Origin of the sequence: Gilliamella sp. wkB18 (assembly GCF_001690875.1) — a bacterium.
GTDB lineage: Bacteria > Pseudomonadota > Gammaproteobacteria > Enterobacterales > Orbaceae > Gilliamella > Gilliamella apicola_A.
In genome coordinates, this window is the sequence record NZ_LZHM01000068.1 from 37,006 (window position 1) to 57,244 (window position 20,239).

General features: G+C 35.1%; 16 protein-coding genes. 5 read left to right on the forward strand and 11 right to left on the reverse strand.

Going from position 1 to position 20,239, the window contains the following annotated elements:
- Window positions 1-79: 79 nt before the first annotated feature.
- The 5 genes from prlC (at window position 80) to citG (ending at window position 7,881) form a co-directional block, all read left to right on the forward strand.
- The gene (prlC, locus tag A9G48_RS07175) at window positions 80-2,107 is read left to right on the forward strand and encodes an oligopeptidase A (protein ID WP_034944247.1); all 2,028 of its coding nucleotides are present in this window, start codon (window positions 80-82) and stop codon (window positions 2,105-2,107) included.
- Window positions 2,094-2,825, forward strand: a complete 732-nt coding sequence (locus tag A9G48_RS07180; RefSeq protein WP_065576011.1) for a class I SAM-dependent methyltransferase — start codon at window positions 2,094-2,096, stop codon at window positions 2,823-2,825. The genes prlC and A9G48_RS07180 overlap by 14 nt, the downstream gene beginning before the upstream one ends.
- Before the next feature lie 21 nt (window positions 2,826-2,846).
- Window positions 2,847-3,536 carry a 16S rRNA pseudouridine(516) synthase RsuA gene (gene rsuA / locus A9G48_RS07185; RefSeq protein WP_034944252.1) on the forward strand — a complete coding sequence of 230 codons (690 nt, stop codon included), beginning with the start codon at window positions 2,847-2,849 and terminating at the stop codon, window positions 3,534-3,536.
- Window positions 3,537-3,995: 459 nt separating this feature from the next.
- Window positions 3,996-6,884 carry a DNA translocase FtsK 4TM domain-containing protein gene (locus A9G48_RS12195; protein ID WP_141672975.1) on the forward strand — a complete coding sequence of 963 codons (2,889 nt, stop codon included), beginning with the start codon at window positions 3,996-3,998 and terminating at the stop codon, window positions 6,882-6,884.
- A 109-nt stretch (window positions 6,885-6,993) separates the two neighbouring features.
- Window positions 6,994-7,881, forward strand: a complete 888-nt coding sequence (gene citG / locus A9G48_RS07195) for a triphosphoribosyl-dephospho-CoA synthase CitG (RefSeq protein WP_081299256.1) — start codon at window positions 6,994-6,996, stop codon at window positions 7,879-7,881.
- Window positions 7,882-8,060: 179 nt separating this feature from the next.
- Here the strand turns inward: citG and yfbR are convergent, their stop codons facing one another.
- The 11 genes from yfbR to mraY form a co-directional block, all read right to left on the reverse strand.
- A complete protein-coding gene (gene yfbR / locus A9G48_RS07200) occupies window positions 8,061-8,654 on the reverse strand; it encodes a 5'-deoxynucleotidase (RefSeq protein ID WP_065576012.1) in 594 nt (197 codons plus the stop codon).
- A gap of 80 nt (window positions 8,655-8,734) precedes the next feature.
- Complete coding sequence (gene lpxC, locus A9G48_RS07205) at window positions 8,735-9,649, reverse strand: UDP-3-O-acyl-N-acetylglucosamine deacetylase (RefSeq protein ID WP_034944255.1); 915 nt, start codon at window positions 9,647-9,649, stop codon at window positions 8,735-8,737.
- A 66-nt stretch (window positions 9,650-9,715) separates the two neighbouring features.
- Entirely contained in the window at window positions 9,716-10,855 is a 1,140-nt protein-coding gene (gene ftsZ, locus A9G48_RS07210; protein ID WP_034944256.1) for a cell division protein FtsZ, read from the reverse strand.
- A gap of 81 nt (window positions 10,856-10,936) precedes the next feature.
- The gene (ftsA, locus tag A9G48_RS07215; protein WP_034944257.1) at window positions 10,937-12,190 is read right to left on the reverse strand and encodes a cell division protein FtsA; all 1,254 of its coding nucleotides are present in this window, start codon (window positions 12,188-12,190) and stop codon (window positions 10,937-10,939) included.
- 9 nt (window positions 12,191-12,199) lie between these two features.
- Window positions 12,200-13,045: an FtsQ-type POTRA domain-containing protein gene (locus tag A9G48_RS07220; protein WP_051825071.1), complete on the reverse strand. Its 846-nt coding sequence runs from the start codon at window positions 13,043-13,045 to the stop codon at window positions 12,200-12,202.
- A 12-nt stretch (window positions 13,046-13,057) separates the two neighbouring features.
- Window positions 13,058-13,966 carry a D-alanine--D-alanine ligase gene (locus A9G48_RS07225; protein WP_034944806.1) on the reverse strand — a complete coding sequence of 303 codons (909 nt, stop codon included), beginning with the start codon at window positions 13,964-13,966 and terminating at the stop codon, window positions 13,058-13,060.
- A gap of 2 nt (window positions 13,967-13,968) precedes the next feature.
- On the reverse strand, window positions 13,969-15,420 hold the full coding sequence (gene murC, locus A9G48_RS07230; RefSeq protein ID WP_255309151.1) for a UDP-N-acetylmuramate--L-alanine ligase: 1,452 nt from the start codon (window positions 15,418-15,420) through the stop codon (window positions 13,969-13,971).
- Window positions 15,421-15,594: 174 nt separating this feature from the next.
- On the reverse strand, window positions 15,595-16,647 hold the full coding sequence (gene murG / locus A9G48_RS07235) for an undecaprenyldiphospho-muramoylpentapeptide beta-N-acetylglucosaminyltransferase (protein WP_034944260.1): 1,053 nt from the start codon (window positions 16,645-16,647) through the stop codon (window positions 15,595-15,597).
- Window positions 16,647-17,798 (reverse strand): cell division protein FtsW, encoded by a 1,152-nt coding sequence (gene ftsW / locus A9G48_RS07240; protein WP_051825073.1) that lies wholly within the window; start codon window positions 17,796-17,798, stop codon window positions 16,647-16,649. Before ftsW ends, murG begins: the two co-directional genes overlap by 1 nt.
- On the reverse strand, window positions 17,795-19,129 hold the full coding sequence (gene murD / locus A9G48_RS07245; RefSeq protein ID WP_065576013.1) for a UDP-N-acetylmuramoyl-L-alanine--D-glutamate ligase: 1,335 nt from the start codon (window positions 19,127-19,129) through the stop codon (window positions 17,795-17,797). The genes ftsW and murD overlap by 4 nt, the downstream gene beginning before the upstream one ends.
- Before the next feature lie 23 nt (window positions 19,130-19,152).
- Window positions 19,153-20,235, reverse strand: coding sequence for a phospho-N-acetylmuramoyl-pentapeptide-transferase (gene mraY / locus A9G48_RS07250; RefSeq protein ID WP_034944266.1), 1,083 nt, complete (start codon window positions 20,233-20,235; stop codon window positions 19,153-19,155).
- Window positions 20,236-20,239: the final 4 nt, after the last annotated feature.

A 20,239-nucleotide genomic window follows, 5' to 3' on the forward strand; every position in this document is an offset into this window, starting at 1 on the left:
AATCCCTTGAATTAATTGTTTTCGCCACCATATTGTGTTTTATCGATAGACAACACCATTTGTATAAAGGTATCGCTACATGACAAATCCATTATTAACAGATGCACCATTACCCCTTTTTTCACAAATTAAACCCGAACATGTTTTGCCTGCTATACAAGAAACTTTAAAAAACTGCAGAAATACCATTGAAACAGTATTAAAGCAAAATAGCCAATATACTTGGGACAATTTAATTCAACCAATTGATGAGATGGATGAAAAGTTTACTCGGGCTTGGTCTCCGGTTAGTCATCTTAACTCAGTTAAAAATAGTCCCGAATTACGTGAAGCTTATGAAGCTTGTCTGCCATTACTATCTGAGTACAGTACATGGGTTGGGCAACATAAACCTTTATATCAAGCTTATAAGCAACTCAAAGAAAGCGAGCAATATGCTACTTTAACCAAAGCACAGAAAAAAGTGGTTGACAATTCATTGCGTGATTTTGAATTATCTGGAATTGGCTTACCTGATGACAAACAGAAACGTTATGGTGAAATTGTCGCAAAATTATCCGAATTATCCTCAAAATATAGTAACAATGTGCTAGATGCCACCATGGGATGGTCAAAATTAATTACCGATATCAAAGAACTATCTGGCATGCCTGAAAGTGCGCTTTCTGCCGCAAAAGAACAGGCTAAATTAAAAGATAAAGAGGGTTGGTTACTAACCTTAGATATACCAAGTTATCTTCCCGTCATGACCTACTGTGATAATCGTGATTTACGATTTGAACTTTACCAAGCCTATAATACGCGTGCATCAGATCAAGGACCAAATGCAGGAAAATGGGATAATACTGATATCATTAAGCAAATTTTAGCATTACGTAATGAGCTTGCACAGTTATTAGGCTTTAATACTTATGCTGATAAATCGCTCGCAACAAAAATGGCAAAATCAACTATACAAGTGTTCGAATTTTTAAATGATTTAGCCACAAAAGCTAAACCTCAAGGTGAAAAAGAGTTAGCAGATCTTAAACGTTATGCTTATGAGTTTTTTGGCGCAAGTGACATCAAACCATGGGATATAGCTTATTATAGTGAAAAGCAAAAACAGCATTTGTACGCTATCAACGATGAAGAATTGCGTCCTTATTTCCCTCAACAACGAGTTATTAATGGTTTATTTGAAGTAGTGCATCGCATTTTTGGTATTACAGCCAAAGAGCGACAAGGCGTTGAAGTTTGGGATCCTGAAGTTAAATTTTATGATCTCTTTGCCGCAAATGGTGAGTTAAAAGGTAGTTTCTATCTTGATTTATATGCACGTGAACATAAGCGTGGTGGTGCTTGGATGGATGATTGTATTGGTCGTATGCGTTTTGCTGATGGTCATGTACAAAAACCCGTTGCTTATTTAACTTGTAACTTCAATCGCCCTGTTGGTGATAAACCAGCACTATTTACACACGACGAAGTCACAACCCTTTTCCATGAATTTGGTCATGGTTTACACCACATGTTAACCGAAATTGATACTTCGTCAGTTTCTGGTATTAATGGGGTGCCATGGGATGCTGTTGAATTACCAAGTCAATTTTTAGAAAACTGGTGCTGGCAACCTGAAGCGCTTGCATTCATATCTGGGCATTATCAAACTGGTGAACCGCTACCAACTGATATGTTAGAAAAGATGCTAGATGCTAAAAACTATCAAGCAGCACTATTTATTTTACGCCAATTGGAATTTGGTCTTTTTGACTTTAAATTACATACACAAAAAGATCCTGATATATTAAATACATTGGCTGAAATAAGAAAGCAAGTTGCTGTTGTTCCTACCGTTGAATGGGGAAGATTTCCACACGCATTTAGCCATATCTTTGCTGGTGGTTATGCTGCAGGGTATTATAGCTATTTATGGGCAGAAGTATTATCTGCTGATGCATTTTCACGTTTTGAAGAAGAAGGTATTTTCAACGCTAAAACAGGCAATGCATTTCTTGATAACATCTTGTCACAAGGTGGTAGCGATGAGCCTATGACATTATTTAAAAACTTCCGAGGCCGTGAACCTCAACTTGAAGCATTACTTCGTCATTATGGTATCCACTAATTCTAACTTTGCTCAGCTAAAATTATTAGCTGAGCAGTGGTTATCCACACATGCTGATCTTCCATTCGCTCTTGTTACCCAAAACAATCAACTTGAGTTACAAAAAACTGACGAACCAAAACTAGGGGCAATATGCGTAAACTTTGTTTCTGGAACAATGGCTCATCGTCGCCAATTTGGTGGTGGACGTGGCGAAGCAATTGCTAAAGCAGTAGGTATCAAAGGTGAGTATTTACCTACAGTTCTTGATACCACAGCAGGGCTTGGTCGAGATGCATTTGTTTTAGCATCAATCGGTTGCCATGTCACTATGTTTGAAAGACATCCTGTCGTTGCTGCATTGCTAGAAGATGGCTTGCAGCGTGCCTACCAAGATCCCAAAATCGGTAGTTGGCTTGAGCAACATTTACGTTTAATTTATCATTCAAGCATTGAGGGATTGAGTACTTACCCTAAAAAACCTGATGTTATTTATCTCGATCCAATGTTTCCACATCGACAAAAAAGTGCGCTTGTCAAAAAAGAGATGCGCATTTTTCAACAATTAGTGGGCAGTGATAATGATGCAGATAGCTTATTAGAACCCGCAAGGCAACTTGCCAAAAAACGTGTAGTTGTAAAAAGGCCCGATTATGCTCCTTTTTTAGCCGACCAAAAACCGACGGCCGAAATTAAAACTAAAAATCACCGTTTTGATATATACACACCTCTAGAGTAATACAAGGATATTGTTTAAATTATGCGATTAGATAAATTTCTCGCTCATCACTTAAGCGCTAGCCGCACTATTGTAACTAAAGAACTCAAAGCTAAAAAAGTGACTGTCGATGGTGAAATTATAAAATCAGGTGCTTATCAATTATCGCCAGAGCAGATTGTTCAATATGATGGCTACCAAATTGAGCAAGTTACAGCTCAACGCTATTTCATGCTCAACAAACCACAAGGCTATGTCTGCTCGACTGACGATCCTGACCACCCTACTATACTTTATTTTATTGATGAACCGATGCCTGAAAAATTACATGCAGCAGGTAGACTTGATCTTGATACTACAGGACTTGTTCTGCTTACTGATGATGGTAAGTGGTCACACCGTATTACATCACCCAAACATCATTGCGAAAAAGTCTATGCCGTCACAGTTGAACAGCCATTATATATTGAACTGATTGATATATTTAAAAATGGTATCCAATTAAAAAATGAGAAATCACTTACCAAACCAGCGAAATTAAATATTATTGATGACTTTCATGCTGAATTGACCATTAGCGAAGGACGATATCATCAAGTTAAACGTATGTTTGCAGCAGTTAATAACCATGTTGTTCAATTGCATCGCAAACAAATAGGTAAGGTAATTGTTGATATCCCAGAAGGAGAATATCGACCGCTAACACAAACAGAGATAGAATCATTTGGTTAACATCTAATAATTTATAACTAAAAAGCAGAACGCTTCGAAATAATATTCGTTTTCTATTGCGAGCTGCTTTAAACTACTTTTATTATCTATATTGATATACACTTTATATAATAAAATTCGATTTTTCGTACGAGCTTAATCGGTATATATTGTGTCGATTTTAGTTTTCTTTCCATACTGCTTCAACAATGCTTGAAAATAGCTCCACTAAATGATCTATAGTAGGTAAAACATTATTATGTAATTTTAGTGCAGTGAAACTTTTTTCAGCATAAAAATGTTAAAAAAAGATAATAACAATATTTTATCTAAAACAACATAATACTTAATATTTTCTTGTTAGCTATTGCATAATAACCCAACAATAAATTTGGTTTTAAGTGGTATTCTCTCTTTGAGCAGAAGCTTTTTATGATAAAATGCCAACAAATTTAATAAAGATAGTATTTAGGTACGTGTTTGAAAAAGCCAAAAATTACAAAAAAGCAGATTATTTTCCAATTTATCCTAATTACAATGGTAGGATTATCTATTTGCTTATTCTTATCACAGTTTTCATACAATACATCAGATCCAGGCTGGTCTCGTACAGCTTGGCACTCGCCAATTAGTAATTTTGGTGGCTACTTAGGTGCTTATGCTAGCGATATTTTTTTTCAATTTTTTGGTTTTATTGCTTATAGCTTACCCTTTATAATTATATTTATATGTTCGCAATTATCAGTACATTTTTATAAACATGCTAATGATCCTGTTAACTATTTCAGCATATCCTTTCGGATTATAGGTGTTTTAGCTTTTATATTTAGTTCTACTGGTTTTTTTTCATTAAATATCCGTGATGCTGAACAATTTGGGGCGGGGGGGTATCTCGGCGCAATAGTAGTTGAAAATCTTTTGCCACTTATGAATAACTTCATTCTGTCACTGGTTTTACTTGGCATTTGTTTAGCATGCGTCACTTTATTAACAGGATTATCATGGATTAATTTAATTGAAAAGTTAGGTGCTTTTGTCATGATATTATTAGCCCCAATCAGGTGGCTACTTTCATCGAAAAAAACGAATCAAACCAATAAAACATCTATAAAAGAAAATGAAGAACAGCGGATCACCATTCCTCTTGAAAAAGAAAATATTGATTCAGAATTATCTACCAATAAAAAAGCAAAGTTTGAAACTACCGCTTATAAAAATGATAATACTTTAAATAATTTGGCTATGATTGATCCTGCTCTTTCTGAAACATCAAGATCAAGTGAAGAAGATAAGAAATTAATCGATACCACAACAGAACTACTTGAATCATGTGAACAATCACCGACACATAAGCCGTTAAACATTAACACAATCAAAAAAGAAATTGATCCTAGTGAAATATTATCTCGCTTAGAATCAATTATTAAAAATATGGATTCGCATAATGTTACGCAAACGCAAGATCAATCATTATCCTCATCTATAGAGCAAATCAAACAAATAATTCAACACAATACATCAGAGGAAAAATCTTTTTCTGAAGAATCTGAAAAATATAAAATTTCTGATGCTCCAAGTAAGTCTTTATTTACGTTGTCACATCACGAATCCGAAATAAAATTAAATAATACGCCAGTACCATTGGAACCAGTTGAAGAAATATCAGCAATAGAAAATGAGTTGCCGTTTATACAAGAAGAAAATATTTTTAATGAGATTATTGAGACAGAAGAAGAACAAGAATACGTTGATACTGAAGCATTAAAAAAAGCAAATCCGGTAATTGACGACATTCAAACTCTATCCTCTTTTGAGGAGGGCAGTGAAGATAGCTTAATTCATCCATTATTAAAACGTGATAATAAACCTTTACCCAAACCAACAACACCGTTACCTTCTTTAAATTTATTAACAGCACCATCTACAACTCGAATTGAAGTAGATCATTCCGTATTAAATACAATGTCTGAGCTTATTGAAAAAAGTTTGTCTGATTATCGTGTTAAAGCTAAAGTAGTTGATTACATGCCTGGACCAGTTATTACACGATTTGAAATCGAACTAGCTCCTGGCATTAAAGCTGCCCGTATTTCAACATTGGATCGAGATTTGGCCCGTTCACTATCTATGCCTTCTGTACGTGTGGTTGAAGTCATTCCAGGAAAACCTTATGTTGGTATTGAATTACCAAATAAAAATCGACAAACTGTCTACTTCAGAGAAGTTTTAGATAGCCCACAATTTAAAAATGCTCAATCACCACTTACTGTTGTATTAGGTAAAGATATAGCAGGTCAATCAGTAGTTGCTGATTTAGCCAAGATGCCACATTTATTAGTTGCTGGTACTACTGGTTCTGGTAAATCGGTTGGTGTAAATGCCATGATCTTAAGCATTTTATATAAATCGCAACCTGAAGATGTCAGGTTTATTATGATTGACCCAAAAATGCTTGAACTCTCTATTTATGAAGGCATACCACACCTGTTAACTCAAGTAGTTACCGATATGAAAGATGCAGCTAACGCCTTAAATTGGTGTGTAAATGAAATGGAACGTCGCTATCGTCTCATGTCGGCATTAGGTGTACGTAATATTGCTGGCTATAACGAAAAGATTAAGCAAGCCGAAGAAATGGGTAGACCTATTCCTGATCCACTTTGGAAACCAACCGATAGCATGGATCTTAATATGCCGACTCTGGAAAAACTTCCATATATTGTCGTCATGGTGGATGAGTTTGCTGATCTAATTATGGCTGTAGGCAAAAAAGTAGAAGAACTAATTGCACGGCTTGCTCAAAAAGCGCGAGCAGCAGGTATTCATCTAGTCCTAGCTACACAGCGCCCATCGGTGGATGTCATTACGGGCTTAATCAAAGCAAATATACCAACTCGTATCGCTTTTACCGTATCAAGTAAAATTGATTCTCGTACTATTTTAGATCAAATGGGAGCAGAATCATTACTTGGTATGGGGGATATGCTTTATTTAGCCCCTAATAGCTCCATTCCAATTCGTGTTCACGGTGCATTTGTACGAGATGAAGAGGTTCACGCTGTAGTACAAGATTGGAAAGCACGCGGAATACCTAAATATATTGAAAATGTCACTGTTTCCTCTGATGATAGTGATAATAGTGGTTCAAATATGCTAGAGGAAGAGCTCGATCCACTTTTCGATCAAGTGGTGGCTTTTGTAGTTGAAACACGAAGAGCTTCTATCTCTAGTGTGCAACGGAAATTTCGTATCGGTTATAATAGAGCAGCTCGAATTGTCGAACAAATGGAAGTTGAAGGCATTATTAGCCCCCCTAGTCATAATGGTAATAGAGAAGTTCTGGCTACACCATCGCATAGCGATTATTGATTTTAATGTATTAAGACTGGCCATTTCTTTTAAACCTATAAATTGGCAATCTTTATATTAAGCATTACTAAAATCTATTATATATCTTACAAATAGGTAACCATTAATAATGAGTGATTATTCACAACAAATAGCATTGTTAGAATTAGAACTCAACAATGATCACAATCGATGTTTGCATGCACAATTAGCGATAAGAGCATTAATAAAAGAGATCTGTTTATCACCCAAGCCTGGATTGGTTGATATGAATAATAGTGGTGCACATAATGATATGGACTTTGAAACTTTTGTGCAAAGCATTAAAGCTATTTGCGTCTGGTTTGAGCGTTTTTATCAATATGGTAAGATATCGGCTCAGTTGAACAATCAACAGTTCTTAGCTGGTATTAGACCTATTGGTATTCAATGCGAGCAAGCTATGTTTAGTGCGACAAATCAAGTAAACACACATAAAGGTGGCATTTTTGCTTTTGGATTATTACTTGGTGCAATTGGTAAATTAGAACAGTTAAACTTGCCAATCAACATTAAAAATATTTGTGGTCAAGTTTCTACTATTTGCCAAGGGATTGTCGCCAATGAGTTAAAAAAAAATAATCGTCCATGCTCTGTTGGAGAAAAATTATTTAAACTTCATCACTTTTCTGGTGCAAGAGGAGAAGCTGAGTCAGGATATGCGACTGTTCGAAATATTTCATTGCCTATCTTTCAAACCATGCAAAAGAGTGGTTATGATGAAAAAACAAGTTTATTGCAAGCACTATTATATCTATTAGCCTATAATCAAGATACTAATTTAATTTCAAGAGGTGGAATCGATGGTTTAGATTTTGTTCAAAAACAGGCAAAACAACTCATTTTACAAGGTGGTATTACACACCCAAATGGATTACAAAATTTAAATAAGTTTGATAATGATCTAATAAAGCGCAACCTAAGCCCAGGGGGTTCTGCCGATTTAATTGCAATTACGTGGTTCTTATCTCACTACTAACCAATCAAAATAACAAATAATTACTAACGATTATTTTTTGATTCCATTCAACAATTATTCCTTTTAATAATAGCTTTTTAATTTAGTCAGTTAAAAGATGATGCTTTATTTTCTTAAAAGAGCATCATAATAAATCTAAGGTTAAGAGAGATTATCCAAGAAAAATTTTTATCCCCACTCTATTTATCCATTGTTATTTCGTCTAGAGATAAACTAAAACTTGGAACAAATACTTCTAAAAAATAATTCATTTCAGGGCTGTTACGCTCTGATAATGTCTTTTTTAAACGCTGTTCTGCTAATTTAAATTCATTATTACCGGCACTTAATTCTTCAATTGTTTTTAGATAAGCACATAATACATCTGCTTGTTTTACTATACTCTTTTCATACTCACCATAATAATCATCATCAATAAGTGTTCTAAAATCATCTTGTAGTTCTTTTGGAAGCATATTAATTAACTTATTTTGTGCAATTTTTTCAATCTTTTTATATTCAACTGTTATTTGTGGATTGTAATATTTCGTAGGAGTTGGAAGATCGCCAGTAATAACTTCTGATACATCATGATACATTGCTAATAAAGCTACCCTTTCCGGATTTATCTTACCATTAAATCGTTTATTTTTAATAATTGCTAAGGCGTGAGCAACAAAAGCAACTTGAAGGCTATGCTCTGACACATTCTCAGTCCTTACATTGCGCATTAAAGGCCAACGGTTAATCAATTTTAATCGTGATAAATGAGCAAAAAAATGACTATTATTCATGCTAGTTTCTCTTTAACAATAAAATAAAAACGCTCCCATTAGAAATGGAAGCGTTTATAAATAATAATTAATCGAAAAGGTTATGCTAAAACAAGCTGCTGAGTCCCCAATGCAAGAGGAACAGCCTGCTCATCAGTGAATGTCACATACTCCCATGCATCTTGTTTCGCTAATAATGCTTGCAATAATAGATTATTTAGTGCATGCCCAGACTTATAACAAACTACCTCACCGATCATATTATGACCTACCATGTATAAATCACCGATTGTATCGAGCATTTTATGACGCACAAACTCATCTTCAAAACGTAAACCATCTTCATTTAAAACTTTATAATCATCAACAACAATAGCGCAATCTAAACTACCACCAAGACACAAACCTTTTGATTGTAATGCTTCAATATCGCGCATAAAACCAAATGTTCTCGCTCTACTTATTTGACGAATAAACGATTCAGATGAAAAATCTAACTGGTAGCGTTGTGAACTGTTATCAATAGCTGGATGATGGAAATCAATAGTAAAATCTAACCTAAATCCACTATAAGGTCTAACTTCGGCCCACTTATCGCCATTTTCAACACGGACAGTTTCTTTAACACGTAAAAATCTTTTAGGTGCATTTTGCTCAATAATACCTGCATCAAACAATAAATATACAAATGGGCTTGCACTTCCATCCATAATTGGAATTTCTGGTGCGTTTACCTCAATAATAATATTATCGATACCAAGCCCAGCTAATGCAGAATTAATATGTTCAACAGTCGAGATTCGAACGTTATCTTCATTCACCAGACAGGTACAAAGCATGGTATCACGCACTGATTTTGCATCAACTGGAAAATCGACGTATGGGTTTAAATCAGTACGTCGATAAATAACACCTGTGTTTTCAGGTGCAGGACGCAACGTCAAAGTAACTTTCTTGCCAGTATGAAGACCAACACCAGTTGCTTGAATTGTCTTTTTTAATGTTCTTTGTTTCACTTGGCACCTACTATTTTTATTTGTTTCTATTGATATAAGACAATAAAAATCCAAATAAGTTCACTCTTAATTCGCTTGCTTACGAATAAAAGCAGGAATATCTAAAATTTTATTTTCTTCAAGAGGTGAAATTGATTGTTCATTCACCACTTTAGCTAATTTCTCTTCTTGTTTTCCCAAAGTATTACTTTGGCCAAATAATGAGTTTTGTTGAATCGGCTTAGTGATTTTTGCTTCTGGGCGTTTATCCATTCCAATACCTGTTGCAACCACCGTTACACGAATTTCATCTGACATATCAGGATCGAAAGTTGTTCCAACGACAACTGTTGCATTATCGGACGCAAAAGCTCTAACAGTACTACCTACGGTTTCAAATTCTTCCAAACCTAAATCTAAACCAGCGGTTACATTAACCAATACACCTCGAGCACCGGATAAATCAATATCTTCAAGTAATGGGCTTGAAATCGCCATTTCAGCTGCTTCTTCAGCTCTATTATCACCACTTGCGCGACCAGACCCCATCATAGCATACCCCATTTCAGACATCACTGTTCTAACATCAGCAAAGTCTACGTTTATATGACCTGGTTTAGTAATCAACTCAGCTATGCCTTGCACCGCGCCTTTTAGAACCCCATTTGCAGCAGCAAAAGCGTCAAGTAATTTAACACCGCGACCTAAAACTTTAAGCAATTTATCATTTGGAATAGTAATCAGTGAATCAACGTGTTTTGCTAATTCAGCAATACCTTGTTCAGCGAAAGCCATTCGTTTTTTACCTTCAAAACCAAAAGGTTTTGTGACGACAGCCACCGTTAAAATACCTAATTCTTTTGCTATTTCAGCAACTACAGGAGCTGCACCAGTGCCTGTGCCCCCCCCCATTCCTGCAGCGATGAAAACCATATCCGCACCTTCAATTGCGCTGCGAATAACCTCTCGATCTTCTTCTGCTGAGTTCCTACCCACCTCAGGATTAGCTCCTGCACCAAGTCCTTTAGTAACGTTAGTGCCGATCTGGATAGTTTGACTTACCTTAATTCTTTTTAATGCTTGTGCATCAGTATTTGCTGCAAAAAATTCAACACCTTCAATATGCTCAGCAATCATATGTTCGACAGCATTACCGCCACCACCACCGACACCAATAACTTTAATGACTGCTGCTGGTTCATCATCTGCAACCATAGGCTCAAACATAACTTATCTCCAAATATACAATCTGAGAACATTGTACAGATAGCCGCCAACAATGTCCACGAAGTTCTTGAAATATATTAGCTAAAATTCTTTTTTAAACCAACCGGTCAATCGTTTAGCTATCCCTTTTAATGATGACTTGCTATTATCTTTGCTATCATCATTTAATAAACTTTGTTTTCCGTAATGCAATAATCCTACTGTTGTTGAACAATAAGGCTTTTGTACATAATCGGTTAATCCTGAAATATTCAGTGGTTGTCCAATACGGACTTGATTTTGAAAAACTTTTTCAGCACATTGAACCATCCCTTTTATTTGCGCTGCACCACCAGTTAAAACTATTCCTGCAGCTAATTGATATTTTATATTTTGCTTTTTAAGCTCATCTTGAAGCGTTAATAATTCTTTTTGCACTAATGACAATAATTCTGAATAACGAGGTTCAATAACGTCTGCAAGAGTTTGACGTTGTAATGAACGTGATGGCCTTCCTCCTACACTTGGAACATCAATAACTTCATCTTTACCAATTAAAGAACCAACAGCACAACCATAACGAATTTTAATATTTTCAGCATCCATCGGTGGAGCACCAAATGCATAAGCAATGTCACTAGTAACAACATTACCTGCATAAGGGATTACAACAGAATGACGTAAGGCACCGCCAGTATAAACTGTTACATCCATGGTTCCACCACCGATATCAATAACACATACTCCTAACTCTTTTTCATCATCCGTTAAAACAGCATAACTTGAAGCCAATCCAGAAAAAATAAGTTGATCCACTTTCAAACCGCAACGTTCTACTGCTTTCACAATATTTCTTGCCATATCATTATGACAAGTAATTAAATGCACTTTGGCCTTCATGCGAACACCTGACAAACCTATCGGATTTTTAATTCCTTCTTGTAAATCTATGGAATATTCTTGTGCAATAACATGTAATATACGATGTTCATCTAAAATTCTAACAGATTTCGCAGTATGGACTACATTTTCAACATCTTCAGTAGTGACTTCTTCATCAGCTATCGGTACCATACCTATTTCATTTTGGCAACGAATGTGTTTACCTGAAAGGCTTAAATAAACAGAAGATATCTGACAATCGGCCATTAATTCCGCTTGATCGATTGCTCGCTGAATTGATTTAACTACTGACTCTAAATCATTTACGCCACCTTTATCAACACCTTTAGACGGACAATGACCAACGCCGATAATATTGATAATACCATCGGGGAGAACTTCGCCAACAAGAGCGAGAACTTTAGATGTACCCACTTCTAGTCCAACGACCAATTTTTTTTCAGTTACTTTCATATTTCAGCCTTAATTTATTCCCTTCTGCAGCATTTTTTCTCTCTTTACTGAAATGCCATTCTCATAACGTAAATCAGCGACCGTTATTCTTTCATCTGCTGGTATTCTTAACTGTATTTCAGGAAATAATTTAATAAATTGTTGATAACGTTGTTCAATATTTTCATTACCTAACATCAATTTTAATTCCTGAACTTCCTCGCAAAAATCACCTATGCATTGTTTCACTATCAATTGCCATGCATTTCTTTCATCCGCTATGGCCGCTTTAATATGCAAAACCAGTTGGTTGCTAGCTAATTTTTTGGAAATATCATTTAATTTGACATAAGTCTCTAATACAGGCTTTGCTTTGCCTTCTGGACCATAAAGCCTTGGTAATTCTAATTCAGAAATACGATCTAGTGGTACGCTAAACACATTTCCATTGTTATCAAGTAAAAATAAATCATTCCAATAAAATGCAGGTTTATATTCTTCTATATATACAATTAATCTATCAGGCCACTGTTTACGTACACTAACCTGTTTAACCCAAGGAAATCTTAGTATTTCTTGTTGTATATCGTTTACATCCTGACCTATATAAGTATTGGGTAACCCCAATCCGAGTATAGCCTCTCTAAGATCATCTTCTGACGTATAAGTATGTTCACCACTTAACGTCAATTGTGATAATACCATCTGCTCTGGATCATCCATCCAATCTTTAACACTTTGAACAATCCAAACACTAATAAAAATAATCATAATAAAGAACAAAAAGCCTATCAGTTGTTCAGTATTACAAAAAATAAGCAGCCGCCTTCTATTTTTATCTTCTCGTCTATGTGCCGCCTGCCTAACTTGTTTCATAAATAAAGTTAATTATAGAGTTGCCAAATTTAAGATTCTAGCTACAAGTTCATTAAATGACCACCCATATTGTTTTGCTGCCATTGGTACTAAACTATGATCGGTCATGCCCGGTGCTGTATTAACTTCAAGCAAATACGGATTTTCATTAGCATCAAACATAACATCTACCCGTCCCCAACCTCTGCATCCTACGGCCTTATAAGCATCTAGTGCTAATTTACGAATCTCTTGTTCTTTGTTATCAGGTAATCCACTTGGGCAAAAGTATTGCGTTGAGTTCGATAGATACTTTGCATCATAATTATAAAATTCGGCAGTGGGTTTAATACGAATTGTAGGTAAAACTTCTTCACCTACAATTGCTACTGTAAATTCTGGTCCAGCTAAAAATGACTCAATCATAACCGCATCATCATATTGAAACGCAATGCCAATGGCAGTTTTTAACTCAGATGCTTCATTAACCCGAGCCATACCTACACTAGAACCTTCATGAATTGGTTTTACAAACAAAGGAAATCCAAGTTGCCTTACAATAGCATCAATATCAATCATCTGCGATTTATTAATCATAACATAATCAGCAACAGGTAGACCAAGTGCTTTCCAAATTAACTTTGTTTTTAGCTTATCCATAGTCAGTGATGATGAAAGAATATCACTACCTGTATAAGGAATGTTTTGATAAGTCAAGATTGATTGAACAATACCATCTTCACCACCACGTCCATGTAAAATAATAAATGCTTTTGTATACCCTTCTTTTTTTAATTGTGTAATAGAGTGATCTTTAGTATCAATAAGATGTGCATTAATACCATTTGCCAATAATCCTGCATGTACAGCTTTACCTGATTTGAGTGAAACTTCTCGCTCGGCAGATGTTCCGCCATACAATACTGCAACTTTATCAACCACCATTATAAATCCTCTCTCGAAAATAATTCAACGTTGGCCAACTGGCGAGCAATACGACCAACACTTCCAGCACCTTGTGTTAACAACAGATCTCCACCTTTTAATATTTCTTTCATTATTTGAGGCAAAAAATCTAAATCAGAAACATAAATTGGGTCAACTTTACCTCGATTACGAATAGATCGACATAAAGAACGGCTATCAGCACCTGTAATAAGTTGTTCACCTGCAGAATAAACATCTAACATTACCAATGCATCTACTTGTGAAAGCACTTGCGCAAAGTCATCAAATAAATCACGAGTTCGAGTATATCGATGAGGTTGAAATAACATCACTAAGCGACGATCGGGCCAACCATTTCTTGCTGCTTGGATTGTTGCATTAACTTCACTTGGGTGATGGCCATAATCATCAATCATCATAATATCTTGACCACTTACATGAGGAAAGATACCTAATAGATCAAAACGGCGACTTGTACCAGCAAATTTAGCCAATGCTTGGACAATTGGTTCATCATCAATACCATCTTCAGTTGCAGCAACAATGGCTGCAACTGAATTTAAGGCATTATGTTTTCCTGGTGCATTTAATTCTATATGCAAGTCATTATGACCTGGGCGACAAACAGTGTAATAACTCATACCTCGTTCTTGACGATAATTTTTTATAACAACATCGGCATTTTCATTAAAACCATAGGTGATAATTTTACGACCAACAATAGGTAATAATTCACGATTAATTGGGTCGTCATAACACATTATTGCTAGTCCATAAAAAGGAAGATTGTGTAAGAAAGAGATAAATGTTTGTTTTAAGTTTTCAATATTACCTTGATAGGTATCCATATGATCAGCTTCAATATTGGTAACAATAGACACCATAGGTTGTAAATGTAGAAATGATGCATCACTTTCATCGGCTTCAGCAATAAAATAACGACTACTACCTAATTTAGCATGAGTTCCCGCGGCTTTAACTAAACCTCCATTTACAAATGTCGGATCAAATTTTGCTTCAGCATAAATAGCGGTAACCATGGCGGTTGTTGTTGTCTTACCATGTGTTCCGGCAATTGCTATACCATAACGAAAACGCATCAACTCAGCAAGCATTTCAGCTCGTTGAATAACAGGTATGCGTGATTCACGAGCAGCAACTACTTCAATGTTATCTTGTGAAATAGCAGATGAGATAACAACAACACTAGCATTAAGTATATTTTCAGCTGCATGGCCAATAATAATTTTAGCACCTAACGTTTCTAAATGTTGAGTAACTGCATTTTCTAAGATATCCGAGCCGCTTATTTTGTAACCTTCATTAGCAAGAACTTCAGCAATCCCCCCCATACCTGCACCGCCGATCCCCACAAAGTGGATATGTCTGACACGTTTCATTTCGGGAATAATTGTTCTTAACTCAACTAATTCCTTTGTATCCACCATTTAACCCCTAAATATTTTGTTATTGTTTAATAATGTTTAGTTTTATTTCTTTTTAAAGCTTTTCTAAATTATTATTAACTGTTTTTTCTGTAATTAATATTATTTTTACCTATACATTAACCTAATCTATAATAAATTGAAAAGATTATTACATAAAGTTATATCAAAAACTAATTATTTTATCACTGATTTAAGTGTTTCTGCCACTCTTTCTGTTGAATTTACAATAGATAAACTTTTAGCTTTAATCGCCATTTCACTTAACTTTTCATAACTTAATTTTAACAATATATTTGATAATGATTTCACATTAAAATCAGGTTGTTCTATAATTTCTGCTGCGCCTATATCTGCTAAAGGTTTTGCGTTCCAGTATTGCTGGCGATCTTTGTGCATAAATGGAACAAAAATAGCGCCAATCCCAACAGTTTCTATTTCACTAACTGTTAATGCCCCACTTCGACAAATTACAATATCGGCCCAATTGTAAGCTTCTGCTACATCAGTAATAAATTCAGTAACTTTATTATTTGTCATATCACAGTGTTGATAAGCTTGTATTACAGATTCAAACATACTTTTACCCGTTTGATGCCAAACAACATATTTGTCAGATAATTCTGTTATCACTTGAGGAACAACATCGTTAATAATTCTGGCTCCTTGGCTACCTCCCATGACGAGTATTCTTATTGGTCTTTCTGAATCTTTAAATCTTATTTCAGGCGGTGCCATTGTTAATAGATCACTACGAACAGGATTTCCTACAACTTCTGCATTAGGAAACGCAGTAGGAAATGCTTGTAAAACTTTAGTCGCAATTTTTGCCAACCATTTATTTGTTAAGCCTGCAACGCCATTTTGCTCATGTAATACTATAGGGATTCCCAGTGTTTTAGCTGCAATTCCACCAGGACCAGACACATACCCTCCCATGCCTAAAACAACATCAGGAGCATAAGTTTTTAAAATTCTTCGCGCTTGTAAAACCGCTTTTAGAATTTTATAAGGGGCTTTAAATAAACTCTTAATACCCTTTCCGCGTAAACCCGATATCTCGATAAAATCGATTTCAATACCATTTTCAGGAACAAGATGTGCTTCCATTCTGTCCGCAGTACCAAGCCATCTAACCTCCCAACCTTGTTTCATTAAATAATGCGCAACAGCAATACCAGGGAATACATGTCCTCCAGTTCCACCTGCCATAATTAATAATTTCCTCATTATTTTATTGACCTCATTCTTGCTTGCGCTTGTCTTTGTCTAAATTCAAAATCTATTCTAAGTAATATTGCAACGGCAATACTCATTACAATAAGGCTTGAACCACCATAACTAATAAATGGTAATGTTAAACCTTTAGTTGGTAACATACCCGATGTTACCCCAACATTAACGAAAGTTTGGAAACCAAACCAAATACCTATTTCACAAGCTAAATAACCTGAAAATAGCGAACCATCATTTAAAGCACGATAACCAATCGCCATTGCTTTAAATGTCAAAAAGAACAGTAAAGACAGCAATGCTGCCACACCAACATAACCATATTCTTCAGAAATAATTGAAAAAATAAAGTCAGTATGGCATTCCGGTAAGTAACCTAATTTTAATATTGAATTCCCCATACCTTGCCCAGTTATACCACCACTACCAATAGCCATTAAAGAGGCAACTAATTGATAGCCCGATCCAGTTGCATCTTTCCAAGGATCAAGAAATGTTAGTAAGCGAGTTAGACGATAAGCTTCATATAAAATTAGACAAATCACTGCACCAACACCCGTTAATAAAATAGCAATAAATTGCCACAATTGAGCACCAGCAATAAATAAAATACCAATTGTAACCATGAATAAAACAATGACTGTGCCTAAATCAGGTTGTCTCAGTAACAAAATTGAAAGGATTGCCATAACAACCATTGGTTTAAAAAAACCCCAAAAGCCACTTTGTACTTCATCTGATTTACGCGACAAATACCCAGCTAAAAATAAAAATAGTGCTAATTTTGAAAGTTCTGCAGGTTGAAAATTAAAAACGCCTAATGGTATCCAGCGAGAAGCACCATTAATTGAAGAACCGATACCTAAGACAACGACTAACATAATAATCGCGATAATTAATAGCACTGTGCCAAATTGTTGCCAGCGCTGTATTGGAATATATAAAGTTATAAACATTAAAAAACTTGATATACCAAGCTGAATAAGTTGGCGCTGAGTATAAAAAAACGGATTACTTTCACTAAATGACATTGATGAAGATGTCACCATAATTAATCCTATTATCATTAATCCTAGTATGGTCCAAAGTAGATCATTATCAAATGGTATATGTGGATTAACTTGTTTTTTTATCCATAAAAATGTCATTTCGTGCTCCTTTGCGTAAATTGCTTAGCAAGTTGTACAAACTGTTTTCCACGTTCAATATAATTTTTAAATTGATCTAAACTGGCACATGCAGGCGAAAGTAAAACAACATCATTTGAAACAACTTTTTTAGCAATAATTTGCACTGCCTCAGAAAGCGTTTCCGTAACCGTTGTAACATTAGGTGCTAACTTAGCAAGTATAAAGCGATCGCGTCCAAAACAGAAAATTTTAAGATTTCTTTCCTTAAAATAGGGGACTAATGATTTAAAATCAGCAGATTTCCCATCACCACCCAATAATAAAAATAATGTACCATTGCAAACGATACTCTTTAACGCAGCTTCAGTACTACCCACATTAGTTGCTTTAGAATCATTAATCCATTTCACGCCATTTTGTTCAAACACCAATTCGAAACGATGAGGTAATCCACGAAAATTAGCTATTGTTGCTAAGCTCGATTCACGGGAAATTCCTAATTTATCTACAATAGCTAAAGCGGCTAATGCATTAAGATAATTATGAGAGCCAGTAAGTTTCATAACATTTGTTGATAAAACAGAGTGTTCTTGAGCAATTAAATGTTCATATTGATTATCTAAATGATAATTGCCAACACTTAATCCAAATGAGAAGCAATCACTATGCTCAATTTTTGGATGGGTTAATTTATCATCATTATTAATAACACAATATTTAGCATTAATATAGATACGTTGTTTAGCTTCAACATACTGCATTAAACCTTGTGGATAACGATCCATGTGATCCTCTGAAATATTTAAAATTGTCGCCACTGTGGCTCTTAAACTATTTGTTGTTTCAAGTTGAAAACTTGATAGCTCAAGTACATAAATATCACAATCCTGTGACAACAACGATAATGCTGGTTGACCTATATTGCCGCCAACACCAACTTTTATACCATAAGACTTAATAATTTCACCAACTAACGAAGTAACTGTAGTTTTTCCATTAGCTCCAGTTATAGCAACAATTTGTTTATTGTTTTGTTGGTTTACTTCACGGCAAAAAAGCTCAATATCACCTATAATTTCAATATTTCTTTTTGATGCTTGTACTAGTTCAGGCATGGATAAAGCAATACCAGGACTAGTAATAATCAAATCAGCATTAAGCAACCAATCAAGTTTCAGCTCTCCTAAGTGGTAATCAACACGTTTATCTAATTGTTCTAATCCTGATGGCAATAAACGGGTATCAATTACTTTAGGAATAACATTTTGAGAAAGAAAATAATCCACACAAGAAAGCCCTGTGATGCCTAAACCAATAATGACGACGTTTTTGCCTTGATAGCTGATCATAATTTAATCCTGGTATATTATAATTAACGTAATTTCAAAGTTAATAAACCAATTACGACTAACATCAATGAAATTATCCAAAATCGCACAATAACTCTAGGTTCTGGCCAACCTTTTAATTCATAATGATGATGAATTGGTGCCATTTTAAAAATTCTTTTTCCTCGTAATTTAAATGAGCCGACTTGTAAAATAACAGACAAGGTTTCAATTACAAATATCCCCCCCATAATGAGCAACAAAAATTCTTGTCGCAATAAAACCGAAATAATACCTAAAACACCACCTAAAGCAAGTGATCCGACATCCCCCATAAAAACCATTGCAGGATAAGTATTGAACCATAAAAAGCCAAGGCCAGCACCAATAATTGCCGTACAAATAATCATCAACTCTCCACTAAATTTAATATAGGGGATATGTAAATAGGTGGCAAAATTAATATTACCTGTAGCCCAAGAAACCAAAGCCAACCCTGCAGCTACAAAAACAGTCGGCATAATTGCCAATCCATCAAGCCCATCGGTTAAGTTAACAGCATTACCCGCTCCAACAATAACCACATAGGTTAGTAAAATAAAACATAGTCCTAGTTGCGGCATGACATCTTTAAAAAATGGAACAAGCAAAACTGTAACCGAACTATCTTTACCATAAGTATAAAGACCAAAAGCAACAACCAATGCAATAAATGATTGCCAAAAATATTTCCATCTCGCAATAAGTCCAGCACTATTTTTTCGAATTACTTTTAAATAATCATCGACAAATCCAATAACACCATAACCAATTAAAACAAATAACACCACCCAAACATATGGATTACGGAGATCTGCCCATAAAAACACCGATAATATAATGGATGCTAAAATAAGCACTCCCCCCATAGTTGGAGTACCTTTTTTACTTAAATGTGATTCTGGACCATCATTCCGAATAACTTGTCCAATTTGTAATTTTTGTAACCAATCAATAGTTTTTTGCCCCATAATTAATGAAATAGTTAATGAGGTTAATAGACCTAAAATTGCCCTTACGGTTAAATAAGAGATAACATTAAAAAAAGAGAAATATTTAACTAAATACTCAGATATCCACACCAACATAATT

Coding starts and splice junctions, on each gene's coding strand:
- A9G48_RS07180 (WP_065576011.1), top strand. CDS start 2,094: ATGGTATCCACTAATTCTAACTTTGCTCAGCTAAAATTATTAGCTGAG.
- ftsA (WP_034944257.1), bottom strand. CDS start 12,190: ATGAAAGTAACTGAAAAAAAATTGGTCGTTGGACTAGAAGTGGGTACA.
- murD (WP_065576013.1), bottom strand. CDS start 19,129: ATGATCAGCTATCAAGGCAAAAACGTCGTCATTATTGGTTTAGGCATC.
- ftsZ (WP_034944256.1), bottom strand. CDS start 10,855: ATGTTTGAGCCTATGGTTGCAGATGATGAACCAGCAGCAGTCATTAAA.
- yfbR (WP_065576012.1), bottom strand. CDS start 8,654: ATGAATAATAGTCATTTTTTTGCTCATTTATCACGATTAAAATTGATT.
- citG (WP_081299256.1), top strand. CDS start 6,994: ATGAGTGATTATTCACAACAAATAGCATTGTTAGAATTAGAACTCAAC.
- prlC (WP_034944247.1), top strand. CDS start 80: ATGACAAATCCATTATTAACAGATGCACCATTACCCCTTTTTTCACAA.
- mraY (WP_034944266.1), bottom strand. CDS start 20,235: ATGTTGGTGTGGATATCTGAGTATTTAGTTAAATATTTCTCTTTTTTT.
- murG (WP_034944260.1), bottom strand. CDS start 16,647: ATGAGGAAATTATTAATTATGGCAGGTGGAACTGGAGGACATGTATTC.
- rsuA (WP_034944252.1), top strand. CDS start 2,847: ATGCGATTAGATAAATTTCTCGCTCATCACTTAAGCGCTAGCCGCACT.
- ftsW (WP_051825073.1), bottom strand. CDS start 17,798: ATGACATTTTTATGGATAAAAAAACAAGTTAATCCACATATACCATTT.
- A9G48_RS07220 (WP_051825071.1), bottom strand. CDS start 13,045: ATGAAACAAGTTAGGCAGGCGGCACATAGACGAGAAGATAAAAATAGA.
- murC (WP_255309151.1), bottom strand. CDS start 15,420: ATGGTGGATACAAAGGAATTAGTTGAGTTAAGAACAATTATTCCCGAA.